Annotated in this window: 9 protein-coding genes; 5 read left to right on the top strand and 4 right to left on the bottom strand. The window is 53.4% G+C overall.

Annotated elements, in window-relative coordinates; all coding sequences use genetic code 11:
- Positions 1 to 29: 29 nt before the first annotated feature.
- The 3 genes from ACAW75_RS07620 to ACAW75_RS07610 all read left to right on the top strand — a co-directional run bounded on the left by ACAW75_RS07620 (position 30) and on the right by ACAW75_RS07610 (position 5,069).
- A complete protein-coding gene (locus ACAW75_RS07620; protein ID WP_370728104.1) occupies positions 30 to 1,340 on the top strand; it encodes a carboxynorspermidine decarboxylase in 1,311 nt (436 codons plus the stop codon).
- 931 nt (positions 1,341 to 2,271) lie between these two features.
- Positions 2,272 to 3,795 carry an L-piperidine-6-carboxylate dehydrogenase gene (amaB, locus tag ACAW75_RS07615; RefSeq protein ID WP_370728103.1) on the top strand — a complete coding sequence of 508 codons (1,524 nt, stop codon included), beginning with the start codon at positions 2,272 to 2,274 and terminating at the stop codon, positions 3,793 to 3,795.
- An 83-nt stretch (positions 3,796 to 3,878) separates the two neighbouring features.
- Positions 3,879 to 5,069 (top strand): tyrosine-type recombinase/integrase, encoded by a 1,191-nt coding sequence (locus ACAW75_RS07610; RefSeq protein WP_370728102.1) that lies wholly within the window; start codon positions 3,879 to 3,881, stop codon positions 5,067 to 5,069.
- Between the two features lie 324 nt (positions 5,070 to 5,393).
- On the opposite strand, the gene ACAW75_RS07605 is transcribed toward ACAW75_RS07610, so the two are convergent.
- Both ACAW75_RS07605 and ACAW75_RS07600 read right to left on the bottom strand, forming a co-directional pair.
- Entirely contained in the window at positions 5,394 to 5,645 is a 252-nt protein-coding gene (locus ACAW75_RS07605) for a hypothetical protein (RefSeq protein WP_370728101.1), read from the bottom strand.
- Between the two features lie 1,472 nt (positions 5,646 to 7,117).
- Positions 7,118 to 7,504, bottom strand: coding sequence for a hypothetical protein (locus ACAW75_RS07600; protein ID WP_370728100.1), 387 nt, complete (start codon positions 7,502 to 7,504; stop codon positions 7,118 to 7,120).
- Between the two features lie 3,360 nt (positions 7,505 to 10,864).
- Between ACAW75_RS07600 and ACAW75_RS07595 the strand changes: the two genes are divergently transcribed.
- Both ACAW75_RS07595 and ACAW75_RS07590 read left to right on the top strand, forming a co-directional pair.
- Complete coding sequence (locus ACAW75_RS07595) at positions 10,865 to 11,236, top strand: SMI1/KNR4 family protein (RefSeq protein ID WP_370728099.1); 372 nt, start codon at positions 10,865 to 10,867, stop codon at positions 11,234 to 11,236.
- Complete coding sequence (locus ACAW75_RS07590) at positions 11,205 to 11,486, top strand: SMI1/KNR4 family protein (RefSeq protein WP_370728526.1); 282 nt, start codon at positions 11,205 to 11,207, stop codon at positions 11,484 to 11,486. The genes ACAW75_RS07595 and ACAW75_RS07590 overlap by 32 nt, the downstream gene beginning before the upstream one ends.
- 961 nt (positions 11,487 to 12,447) lie before the next feature.
- Here ACAW75_RS07590 and ACAW75_RS07585 read toward each other — a convergent pair.
- Positions 12,448 to 12,720 carry a hypothetical protein gene (locus tag ACAW75_RS07585; RefSeq protein ID WP_370728098.1) on the bottom strand — a complete coding sequence of 91 codons (273 nt, stop codon included), beginning with the start codon at positions 12,718 to 12,720 and terminating at the stop codon, positions 12,448 to 12,450.
- Positions 12,721 to 12,728: 8 nt separating this feature from the next.
- Positions 12,729 to 12,917, bottom strand: coding sequence for a hypothetical protein (locus ACAW75_RS07580; RefSeq protein WP_370728097.1), 189 nt, complete (start codon positions 12,915 to 12,917; stop codon positions 12,729 to 12,731).
- Between the last annotated feature and the right edge of the window lie 491 nt (positions 12,918 to 13,408).

The following is a 13,408-nucleotide window of genomic DNA, read 5'->3' as shown; positions in this document are numbered from 1 at the left end:
ACGTCTCGGTGAGGTGTTATCTTTGCCGTATGTATCCAGAAACAGCAAGACTTGAGCAGGCGCCGTCGCCCTGCTTTGTACTCGACGAAGCCAAACTCCGCCGAAATCTTCAACTGATCGACTCCGTACAGCGCGAAGCGGGCGTCACCATCATTCTGGCCCTGAAAGGCTTTTCGATGTTCAGCGCGTTTCCGCTGGTGCGCGAATACCTGAGTGGGGCCACCGCCAGTAGCCTGAACGAGATCAAACTCGTCAACGAATACATGGGTGTACCGGCCCACGCCTACGTACCAGCCTACCGCCAAGACGAATTCGACGAAATCCTCCGCCGCAGCAGCCACGTCACGTTCAACTCCTGGACGCAGTGGGAGAAGTTTAAAGGAGGAAAGGAGGAAAGGGAGGAAAGGGAGGAAAGGGAGGAAAGGGAGGAGGGAGGAAAGGAGGAAGGAGGAAAGGAGGAAGGAGGAAAGGGTGCTCTGCCTGGGCAGGATTTGGAAGCTAGCAAAGCTCCCTTTCCTCCTTCCTCCCTTTCCTCCTTTCCTCCTTTCCTCCCTCCTCCCTTTCCTCCCTCCTTCGGTATTCGCGTGAATCCGCAATATTCGGAGGTGGCCACCGACATGTATAATCCCTGTGTGCCGGGGTCGCGCTTGGGTGTTACGCGGGATAAACTGCCCGATACACTGCCTGCCGGGATCGAGGGCCTGCACTTTCATACCCTGTGCGAAAATGACTCGTTCACACTCGAACGTACCCTGGCTGCCCTCGAAGAAAAATTTGGTGACCTGCTCCATCAGGTAAAATGGGTGAACATGGGCGGCGGGCATCTGATGACCCGCGAAGGCTACGACACCCAGCACTTGATTGGCCTGCTGAAAACCTTCCGCGAGAAGTACGATGTCGAGATCATTATGGAACCTGGCTCGGCCATTGGCTGGCAAACCGGCGTACTGGTCAGCACCGTGCTCGACGTATTTGACAGTCAGGGAATTGCCGTGGCCGTACTCGATACATCGTTTGCCGCCCATATGCCCGATACGCTGGAAATGCCCTACAAGCCGCGCATTCGTGACGCTTATCAGGAGCCCGTGGCCGGTAAACCCACCTACCGCCTCGGCGGCATGACCTGCCTGGCCGGCGACTTCATGGGCGACTACAGTTTCGACCAGCCGTTGCAGGTAGGTGACCGGATTATCTTTGAAGACATGATTCACTATACCATGGTGAAAACCAGCACGTTTAACGGCGTTAACCTACCCGCCATCGGCATTGCCAAAGAAGATGGCACCTTCCAGCTTGTGCGCGAGTACGGCTACGAAAGCTTTAAAGATCGACTATCGTAAAGCGTTTACAGTTTTCTGTCTTCCGTTTACAGTTTTCTGTTTGCTGTTTTCTGTTGCGCTGCTAGTCAATCAAAAGGCTGATTAACCGTGCAACAGAAAATAGCTGTTTGCGTTAGCCAACTTGTCGCCCAGGCGCCCCGTCGCATAGCGACCCAATGGCTGTAGCGAAAAGGTCACACTATCTATATTATTTTCGTCGCGTAGCGACCTAATGGCTGTAGCAAATTGAGCTGCTTACATTTCCTTGCGTCGCATAGCGACCCAATGTCTATAGCGAAAAGGCCACGCTATCTATATTTTTCGTCGCGTAGCGACCCAATGGCTGTAGCGAAAAGGCCACCGCTATCTATATTTTCGTCGCGTAGCGACCTAATGGCTGTAGCGAAAAGGCCACGCTATCTATATTTTCGTCGCATAGCGACCCAATGTCTGTAGCAAATCGAGCTGCTTGCATTTCTTTCCGTCGCGTAGCGACCTAATAATTCAGCCAATGGTTAGGTCGCTACGCGACGGAAATACGGACAGCGTGGCCTTTTCGCTATAGACATTAGGTCGCTATGCGACGCAAGGAAATGCCAGCAGCTCGATTTGCTACAGCCATTAGGTCGCTACGCGACGAAAATATAGATAGCGTGGCCTTTTCGCTACAGACATTAGGTCGCTATGCGACGCAAGGAAATGTAAGCAGCTCAATTTGCTACAGCCATTAGGTCGCTACGCGACGAAAATAATATAGATAGTGTGACCTTTTCGCTATAGACATTGGGCCGCTACCCGACGGGGCGCCTGGGCGACAAGTTGGCTAATTAACAGCGCAACTGTAAACTGTAAACTATAAACAGACAACGTACCTCGGCGAAGCAACAGAAAACTGTAAACAGAAAACGGCAAACTGTAAACAGAAAACGGCAAATCGTAAACTGATTCTTTTATGGAAAACATCCTTCCCGTTCCGCAGCACAAGAACAAGCCTGGTACCAGCACCGGTCAGCAATTCTGGCATCACGGCGACAAAACCATTGATTCGTATTCACCCACCGACGGTAGCCTGATTGCCCGCGTCTATGCCTCGACCCGCGCCGATTATGACCGCGTGGTTGAAACAGCGCAGGCCGCTTTTGCCCAGTGGCGGCTCGTTCCGGCACCAAAACGTGGCGACATTGTACGGCAGATGGGCGACCAGTTCCGATTGTATAAAAGTGACCTGGGTAAGCTGGTCAGCTTCGAGATGGGAAAATCGCTCCAGGAAGGACTGGGCGAAGTGCAGGAAATCATCGACATCTGCGACTTCGCCGTGGGCCAGTCGCGCCAGCTCTATGGCCTCAGCATGCATTCCGAGCGCCCCGCCCACCGCATGTACGAGCAGTACCACCCGCTGGGAATCGTCGGTATCATTTCGGCCTTTAACTTTCCCGTGGCTGTCTGGTCGTGGAACGCCATGCTGGCCTGGGCATGCGGCGATGTGTGCATCTGGAAACCGTCGGAGAAAACACCGCTCACCGCCCTGGCCTGTCAGCAGATCATCCAGGACGTATTGCGGAACAACGATGTACCTGAGGGCGTGTCGTGCCTCGTGTCGGGCGGTCGCGATGCAGGCGAATGGCTGGCCCGCGACCCGCGTGTGGCGCTGGTATCGGCCACGGGTAGCACCCGCATGGGCAAGGCTGTAGGCGTAGCCGTGGCCGAACGCATGGGGCGCAGCCTGCTGGAACTGGGCGGTAACAACGCCATTATCGTGACCGCCAACGCCGATCTGGACCAGGCAATTCCGGCTATCGTTTTCGGTGCTATTGGCACGGCCGGGCAACGCTGCACCACCACCCGCCGACTCATTGTGCACCAAAGCCTGCTGCCTGAGGTACGTACCCGGCTGGCGCGTGCCTACGCCCAACTGCGCATTGGTGACCCGCTGGACCCCAACACGCACGTTGGCCCCCTCATTGATAAAGACGCCGTAGCCAGTTACCAGAAAGCCGTAGCCGATATTCGGGCGGCCGGGGGGACGTTCATGGTGGAGCCAGGTACGTTATCTGGCGCCGGCTACGAGTCGGGCTGTTACGTGAAACCCTGCGTGGCCGAGGCTCAGAACCAATGGCCCGTTGTGCAGCGCGAGACCTTCGCCCCCATCCTGTACGTCATTTCCTACACCACGCTCGACGAAGCCATTGCCCTGCAAAACAGCGTACCACAGGGGCTGTCGTCAGCCATATTCACGCTGAACCTGCGCGAAGCCGAACAGTTCCTGTCCGTTGCCGGGTCAGACTGTGGCATTGCCAACGTCAACATCGGTACGTCGGGGGCCGAGATAGGGGGGGCCTTCGGGGGCGAAAAAGAAACCGGCGGTGGCCGCGAATCCGGGTCCGACGCCTGGAAAGCCTATATGCGCCGACAGACCAACACCCTCAACTACGGCACCACCACGCCACTGGCGCAGGGCATCACATTTGAGTTGTAGGATTGAAACAGTAGCGAGAACAACTCGCGGGGTTTGGTGTATTACTAACTAATTGGTTCATTGCAGCAAATCCCGCTAGTTGTATGATAACCATCCGTATTGACCAGAAAGATCCGTCGTTGCTCTCTGTCTCTTTTCCACAGGACAACCTGGGCAATGAACTGATCAAACAGGTTCCGGGGCGGCGGTTCAGCTATTCGCGACAGGGCTGGACCGTGCCCAATACCCGCCACAGTGTGGTGAAACTGGGTAAGCTCTTCGGCAAAGACTACTGCCGGTTCGACGAAGCCATTGTTCGGCTCTACAAACCCACCGCCACCCACACCGACATTGACCAGGCAACTAGTCCGCCCTGGCCACCCGAGCGTGCGTTACGGCGCGAGCTGGAGCGACCGCCCAGCCCGTTTCGCTACATTCCAGTGGCTGGCATGTACGATGCACACCCCGTCATTGTGGCCCTGTCTGACCTGATGCGTGTTCGGAACTACAGCCTCAAAACGATCAAGAACTACAAACAGGCCCTTGTCTCGCTGATTCAGTTCGTCGGACAAAAGCCACTCGATGAACTCACCAAAGCCGACTTCCAGACGTACCTGCTGTTTTTGCGCGACAAACGATGCCTCAGCAGCTCGTCGATCAACGTGCATATCAACGCCTGGAAATTCTATCAGGAAAAACTGCTGCAGCGCGACAAAACGTATTACGACATCGAGTACCCCCGGCCAGCCAGTCCGTTACCGTCCGTTTACAGCGTTGCCGAAGTGAAAGCCATCTTCAACGCCACGACCAGCCTCAAATACCGCACCCTCTTCCGCGTCGTATATGCCACGGGGCTGCGGCTCGACGAAGTAGCTCATCTACGGCTAACGGCCATCGATCGCCAGCGGGGGCTGATTCACGTAAGATCGGGTAAAGGCAAAAAAGACCGCATGGTTATGTTGTCGTCTAAACTGCTTACCCACCTCATCGAGTACCTACAGCTATATACTCCCAAGACGTACCTGTTTGAAAATGCCCTCATTAACGAGCCGTTGGCCAAGCGAACCATCCAACACGTGTACAGTGAAACAGTTCGGTTTGCTGGCATCAAGAAGAAAGGAGGAATTCATACCCTGCGCCACAGTTTTGCCACACACCTGTTAGAATCGGGCACCGACATCCGATACATCCAGCAGCTCCTCGGCCACGAGAGCATCCTGACAACCATGCGCTACACCCACGTCACCGCCGACAAGATCAGCGCCATCAAATCGCCTGTCGACGATCTGCTGTAGTGACACCATCAACCTGAATGTCTTTGAACATACGCCACCAACAGGACACCTGACAAACGCGTAGACCAATTCGAGCCCGGATCAGGCGAATTTGCCGCTCGGCTAGATCGACATACCGCCCAACTCCGGCGTGTTACTGCCGGCCTATCTACATTGATTGACATCACTAGTCGCCAGAGCGACAGTAGTAGTTTCCTTCTTCACAAGCAGGCTGATCAGCAGGAACAACTTGCTAGACTTGAGGCCGGGCAAGAGGTTATCTATCAACGCCTTAACGCCTTTGGTCAAACGCTGATGGCCACCTTGAACGGTGTTCAAAAACCATCAGGGAAGTAGGTTTGCGTTGTCGGCACCACTGTGCCGTCGGAGTAACGGTCGCAGTTGCGATAAGCTATAGAAGCGACTTTTCAGCACATACCCCGCTGTATAGCGCAGGATAATTCGCTTATTTTGGAATAGCCGCCCACGCGTGTCAAATCGGTACAATCGTTTGTCTTTACCGAAGAAGTAGTTGGGAAAACCTTCAATGTCCCAACCGCGCTCAACCTGCTGATAGATAGGTAAACTTTTGCTCATCTCGGTTTGTACATGTCAACACAAATAGCTAAGATTGCGACACGAATAAGCAGGTGTTAATTGTGGCAGCAAAGGTACAAATCTAAAGAGTAGAATAAATCAAATGCGTCTGATTAACAGTGGCTTATAGTTTAGCGCCCCTGCACCCTCTATTCCGTTGGGTGGCCCATCAAGAATAAGTGGCGTGGGCGGGTTCCGTCTGACAAGGCAAGTAATTGGTAATGAGTGTTTTACTTTGTATGCCGCGTTACCTCTGACAGGGCAACGTACCTGCGACAGAACGTGATCGTAGGCGATTTGGTCGACACCGTAACGTACCTGAGCGCTACGGTTTGCCAGGCTCGGCGGACATTTTCGGCTTTTCTCGGTGAGTTCGGTAGTGTGCGTTTTTTATCAGCGCTGCGGTGGCGTGTTACCTCTGACAGGAGACTCTCGAAGTGCCAAGGGGCACCCAACACGAACAAGGGTGAAAAGGTCAGGGCTGTGTATCTTGCGTTCAGTAGCGTTACGGCCATCAGCCCTTGTGATCGTTGGGTGGCTCGTTTAAGTCGGTGGGTATTTCGCGTCTCTTGCGTCAGGGTAAATAATTGATAATGAGCGTTCTTTGTGGGTTGGCCACGTGCCTGGCGACAGGTTAACATCCGGCTGACAGCGCGTTTTGGCTGGCGTATCACGTATGGTTGGACAAGCCAATCAACCGTCGACAGAACGCCGACAAATGCGTTCTGGCCGACAGTTCAACGTACCTGAGTGTCACCGCTTGACAGCCTGGTTTGCTAGTTTCGGCCTCTCTCGGCTTGCTTGGTTACGTGCGTTGTTTATCAGCTCTGCGGGGTCCACTTACCTCTGACAGGAAAATGGTCGGAGTGCCAAAGCGGCACCCAACACGAACAAGGGTGAAAAGGTCAGCGGCACGTTGTTTGCGTTCAGTAAAGTTTCGGCCATCAGCCCTTGTGGTCGTTGTGCGAGATGCCCCCTACCTGCCCTTGCTTTTGTCCTATTTTTGGGCTAGCTTGTGGGCGCGGGCAGCTCGCTGTCAAGGGAACACAAGCTAGCCCAAAAATGCACGGCCATCGCGTCAGCCCATCCCCCGGATTCGATGGGTGTACACTAAAGCCAAGGTTGGTCGAGACCGGGGGACCGTCGGCACAACAGAGCAAGGGTGAACACTCCCTATCGGTCGCGTCAGCCCTTGCAGGAGTTGTGCGAGATGCCCCCTACCTGCCCTTGCTTTTGTCCTATTTTTGGGCTAGCTTGTGGGCGCGGGCAGCTCGCTGTCAAGGGAATACAAGCTAGCCCAAAAATGCACGGCCATCGCGTCAGCCCATCCCCCGGATTAGATGGGTGTACACTAAAGCCAAGGTTGGTCGAGACCGGGGGACCGTCGGCACAACAGAGCAAGGGTGAACACTCCCTATCGGTCGCGTCAGCCCTTGCAGGAGTTGGGTGACCCGTTCATGCAAGTGGGCGTATCACGTATCGGTCGACAGGTTAACATATTGATAGTGAGCGTTCCTTTGCTGGCGTTTCGCGTCTCGGTCGACAGGTGAATCACCACTCGACAGCGCGTTTTGGTTGGTTTGCCACGTACCTGGCGACAAGCCAAACCACCGTGGACAGCACGTTGACAAATGCGTTCCGACAGACACGACAACGTACCTGAGAGCCACCGTTCGACAGCCTAGTCTGTCGGCTTCGGCCTCTCTCGGCTTGTTCGGTTTGGTGCGTTGTTGGTTCGCTCTGCTGGGTCCACTTACCTGGGACAGGAAACTGGCTGAGTAGGCCAATGCAGCAGCCCAACCGAACAAGGGTGCAAAGGTCAGCGGCACGTTGTTTGTGTCCAGTAGAGTAGTGGCCATCAGCCCTTGTTGGCGTTGGGTGATGTCTCAAGCGTAAATGGGTATTTTACGCATCGGGTGACAGAGTAATAGATTGATAGTGAGCGTTCTTTTGTTGGTTTGCCACGTCACGGTTGACAGGCCAATGTCCGCTCGACAGCACGTTTTGGTTGGTTTGCCACGTAGCTGCCGACAGGCCAGTCACCGCTGGACAGCACGTTATAAAATGCGTTCCGGTCGACAAAGTAACGTACCTGAGTGGTTGCGGTTGACAGCCTCGGCCTCTCTCGGCTTGTTTGGTTGTGTGCTTGGTTGGTCAGCTTTGCAGGGTCCACTTACCTCTGACAGGAATCTGGCTGGTAATTCAGAAAAGCAGCCCAACTAGGCAAGGGTGAAAAGGTCAAAGGCACGTATCTTGCGTGGAGGAGAGCGTCTCCCATCAGCCCTTGCGGTTGTTGGGTGATTTTTCAAGCGTAAGTGGGTATTTTGCGTCTCGGGCGACAGGGTAACTAATTGATAGTGATCGTATTTTGTGGGTTTGCCACGTACCTGTTGACAATTTAGTCACCGGATGACAGACCGTTTTCGCTGGCGTTTCCCGTCTTGTGCGACAGGTCAAAATCCGGCGGACAGAACGGTCAAAATGCGTATCGGCCCACAGGGCAACGTACTTGAGGGGTCACGACTGACAGCATTGGCTGTTTGCTTTGGCCTCTCTCGTCTTGTTTGGTTGTGTGCTTGGTTGGTTAGCGCTGCGGGGTCCACTCGCGGTTGACAGGACACGGACGGAATGCTCAAGGCGGCAGCCCAACCGAACAAGGGTGAAAAGGTCAAGGCAACGTACCTGAATGTGGCTTATCTTGCGGCCATCAGCCCTTGTAGGCGTTGGGTGATTCGTTCATGCAAGTGGGTGTTTCGCGTCTCGGTCGACAGGTTAACTAGTTGTAAATGAGCGCATTTTGTTGGTTTGCCACGTACCTCTTGACAGTTTGGCGTCTGTTCGACAGCACGTTTTTATCGGCTTATCACGTCTGGTTGGACAGGCCAATTAATCGTTGACAGCCCGCTGACAAATGCGTTTCGTGCGACAGTACAGCGTACCTGAGTAGGAGTGATGACAGCCTGGTCTGCCCGTTTTCGGCCTCTCTCGGCTTGTTTGGTTTTGTGCGTTGTTGGTTAGCGTTGCGGGGTCCACTTACCTGGGACAGGAATCACGCGATTAGGCCAGTGCGGCAGCCCAACCAAACAAGGGTGAAAAGGTCAAGGCTGTGTATCTTGCGTTCAGTAGCGTTTAGCGCCCCTGCACCCTCTATTCCGTTGGGTGGCCCGTCCAAGGCAGTGGGTATTTCACGTTACGGGCGACAGGATAACGAATTGATAGTGAGCGTTTTTTGTGGGTTTGCCACGTACCTGTTGACAGTTTGGCGTCCGTTCGACAGCGCGTTTTTCTGGCGTATCAAGTCTCGTCCGACAGGTCAATCAACCGTGGACAGAACGCGTAAAAAGCGTTTTGTGCGATATGGCAACGTACCGCTGCGGCGGACCGTCTGGGTGTCACGGTTTGACAGCTTCGGCTTGTTCGGCTCGGCCCGGACGCGGGACCGCTCTCTCGGCTTGTTTGGTTTTGTGCGTTATTGGTTCGCTCTGCGGGGTCCACTTACCTGGGACAGGAAACTGCCGGAGCATTCAACGCGGCAGCCCAACCGGCGAAGGGTGCAAAGGTCAGGGCACGTACCTGAGTTTGGCTTATCTTGTGGTGCACCATCAGCCCTTCGTGGCGTTGGGTGATTCGTTCATGTCGGCGGGTATTTTACGTAACGGGCGACAGGATAACAAATTGATAATGAGCGTTCTTCGTGGGTTTGCCATGCATCTGTTGACAATTTAATCACCGTTGGACAGCACGTTTTTTGCTGGCGTTTTGCGTCTGGTTGGACAGGTCAGTAACCGTCTGACAGAACGTCGACAAAGGCGTATCGTGCGACACAGGAACGTACCGCTGCGGCGGACCGTCTGAGTGGCACCGCTTGGCAGCCTTGGGTTTTCGGCTTGGGTCTCTCGCGGCTTATTCGGTTGCGTGCGTTGTTGGTTGGCGTTGCGGGGTCCACTTACCTCTGACAGGAAACTGTCCGGCTAGCCTAAGCGGCACCCAACGAAGCAGAGGGTGTAAAGGTTGTCAGGTACCTGAGTTTTAGCTTATCTTTCGTTCACCATCAGCCCTCTGGGGTGTTGGGTGATTCGTCCATGTAAGTGGGCGTTTCACGTATCGGGCGACAGGATAACGAATTGATAGTGAGCGCTCTTTGTGGGTTTGCCACGTACCTCTTGACAGTTTAGCGTCTGTTCGACAGCACGTTTTTATCGGCTTATCACGTCTGGTTGGACAGGCCAATTAATCGTTGACAGCCCGCTGACAAACGCGTTTCGCGCGACAGTGCAGCGTACCTGAGTAGGAGTGATGACAGCCTGGTCTGCCCGTTTTCGGCCTCTCTCGGCTTATTCGGTTGCGTGCGTTGTTGGTTGGCGTTGCGGGGTCCACTTACCTCGGACAGGAAACACTCGGAGCAAGCCAACGCGGCAGCCCAACAGGCAAAGGGTGCAAAGGTCAGGGGCACGTACCTGAGTTCAGTAAAGTGATGGCCATCAGCCCTTTGGGGTGTTGGGTGATTCAGTCATGTAAGTGGGTGTTTCACGTTGCCGGCGACAGGATAACGGATTGATAGTGAGCGTTTTTTGTAGGTTTGCTACATACCTTTTGACAATCTGAACTCTGTTCAACATCGTGTTTTTGTGGGCGTTTCTCGTCCGGCTGGACAGGTCAATCACCGGTCGACAGCACGCTGACAAACACGTTTTGTGCGACACAGGAACGTACCTGAGTGCCATCGCTTGACAGCCTGGTCTGTTGGTTTCGGCCTCTCGCGGCTTGTTTGGTAATGTGCGTTTTGGTTAGCGCTGCCGGGGCCACTTACGGTCGACAGGAAACTGTCCGGCTAGCCTGAGGGGCACCCAACACGAACAAGGGTGAAAAGGTCAGCGGCATGTTGTTTGCGTTCAGTAGAGTTTTGGCCATCAGCCCTTGTGGTCGTTGGGTGAACTGGCCAAGATAGGAGTTAAAGGCGGGCTACCTGCGACACTGGAGCCACCCCTACAGGCCAGCGGGTTGGCTCGTTGGCTGGTTTCGTGTAACAGACCAACGGCCCCCACAGCGTAGTTTTTTGTGGGTTCGGCAGCTTGTCGCCGACAAGCCAGCCACCCCGACAAGGCAGGGATTGGCTTCACGCTTTGGCTTCATTTCTTCCTCCTCTGCGTTTGTTGGCTCCGGCTAACAGTGCAAACGCCCAAATTGGGGTGATGTATTAAAATCTAATTTTATTTGACATGAATCTTGGCGAAATATATGTAGAGTTGATTAAGCAGTTAATTCCTAATCAAAAGGAGCAGCTTTTAGCTGGTTGCACTATAGAACAAATTCTTGACTTAGAGCAGAAACTTGGCTTTGTACTACCAGATAGCTACAAATCTATTTTAAGGTTCTGCAATGGCGAAAATTGGCAAGCAAATTCCGCCAACCTATTTGGTATGCACATGCTGTCGATAGATGAAGTTTTATGGGAGTATGAAGATAAAATTTCAAATGAGTTCGAGGAAGATGTTGAAGTAACTCAACCTGCTTTAGTTCAGGCTCAAAAGTTAAGAATGAAACGGATTCCATTTGCATGTGACGGTGGGGGGGGCTTATTTGTGTATTGACTATGAACCAGCTTCTGGAGGAAAGATTGGTCAAATTATACACTTACCATTAGGAGACACAGACCCTATCACAGCAGTAGCTGATAGCTTCGACGACTTTCTACGCTTCCTTGTGGTCGATTTAGACTCCGCTCAAAATAACCCTCACATTACCAATAGGGCAGAGCACATTGGTAGCCTGCCTTTTACTTACAACTGGACATTTTGGGAGGGTTGGTCTACGTCAGAGGCTAAGTTACTTACTTCATAGAGAATCACAGGAAGTGTGATTAGAAGGTACGTTGTTGTGCGCTTCGCGCTGCCAGCTTTTCGGCTGAAAGGTGAATGACCGTTCGACAGCGCGTTTTGGTCGGTTTGCCACGTGCCTGTTGACAGTTCAAAATCTGGTGGACAGCACGTCGACAAATGCGTTTCGGCCGGCATGGCAACGTACCTGAGCGGTCACGACCGACATCCTCGGTTTGTTGGCTTCGGCCTCTCTCGGCTTCATCGGATTGTGCGTTGTTGGTCAGCGCTGCGTGGTCCACTTACGGGGGACAGGAAACTGTCCGGCTAGCCTGACCGGCACCCAACGTGGCAAAGGGTGTAAAGGTTGTCACGTACCTGCGTTTTAGCTTATCTTTCGTTCACCATCAGCCCTTTGTGGCGTTGGGTGATTCAATCATGTAAGTGGGTATTTTACGTATCGGTCGACAGGATAACGTGTTGATAATGAGCGTTTGTTTGCTGGTTTGCGGCGTCTTGGTCGACAGGTCAATCACCGCTGGACAGCACGTTGTGAAAAACGTCACGGCCGACAAAGTAACGTACCTACGAAAGCACGTTGACAGCCTGGTCTGCCCGTTTTCGGCCTCTCTCGGCTTGTTTGGTTGTGTGCGTTGTTGGTTAGCGTTGCGGGGTCCACTTACCTGGGACAGGAATCACGCGATTAGGCCCATGCAGCAGCCCAACAGGCAGAGGGTGTAAAGGTGGTGGTAACGTACCTGGGTTTGGCTTACCTTATGGCCATCAGCCCTTCGGGGCGTTGGGTGGCCCGTTCATGTGAGTGGGTATTTCGCGTCTCGTGCGACAGGTCAACTAATTGATAATGAGGGTTCTTTGCGGGATTGCCACGTACCTGTTGACAGTTTGCTATCCGGTGGACAGCTCGTTTTTTGGCGTATCACGTGTGGTTGGACAATTCAATCCACCGTGGACAGAACGTATTATAGCTACTTGTAGACTTGATTACGAACCAGTCGCAAGTCGTTCAGTTCGGGCAACGTTTGGGTACAATCGGCAGGAATGATGCCCCGTGTAATCCAGTTGGTGACCACCTGCGTAGTGAGTTGGTAGCGTTCCGCATAGCGTTTGATCGTGAGCCACTCGGCTAGATCGACTGTCTTGCCAGTGGCGGGTAGTAAAGCAATAGCCGCGTCAGATTCGCGGCGGTAGTGAGCCAGATCGCGCTCAGTATCAGTGGAAAGTTGTGTCAGCGTTGCCATCTTATCAGTTATTCGTCGTCTGCTTTTTCCTGTTTGAGTTCGTCTACTATTCGTTTATGGGTGAGGTAGCGGTTGATCCACTCGGTTTCTTGGTCTTTGGCTTCCAACTCATAATAATGTTTATCAAGGTAGGCTTTGGCATGATCGCGTTGGGTTTCATGAGTACGAATCAAAAAGTCGAGTTGTCGGCGGTTCATTGGGTAGATCAATAACGCTGGCAAACTACAAACTGTTTCGCAACAACACAAACAAATGGCTTTGCTGCTCGGTTTGACAGCCTTACCCTTTCTGAGTTTGGTTGCGTGCGTTGTTGATTAGCGTTGCTTGGGTCCACTTACCTCGGACAGGAAACACTCGGAGTAGGCCCGTGCGGCAGCCCAACCGAACAAGGGTGAAAAGGTCAAGGCTGTGTATCTTGCGTTCAGGAAGCTTTCGGCCATCAGCCCTTGTAGGCGTTGGGTGATTCGTTCATGCAAGCGGGTATTTTACGTAACAGGCGACAGGATAACAAATTGATAATGAGCGTTCTTTGTGGGTTTGCCACGCATCTGTTGACAATTTAATCACCGTTGGACAGCACGTTTTTTGCTGGCGTTTTGCGTCTGGTTGGACAGGTCAGTAACCGTCTGACAGAACGTCGACAAAGGCGTATCGTGCGACACAGGAACGTACCGCTGCGGCGGACCGT

It is taken from the genome of Fibrella arboris (assembly GCF_041321095.1).
Taxonomy (GTDB): Bacteria; Bacteroidota; Bacteroidia; order Cytophagales; family Spirosomataceae; genus Fibrella; species Fibrella arboris.
Note: the sequence above shows the minus strand (reverse complement) of the source record. Positions and strands in the feature narration are given on the sequence as shown.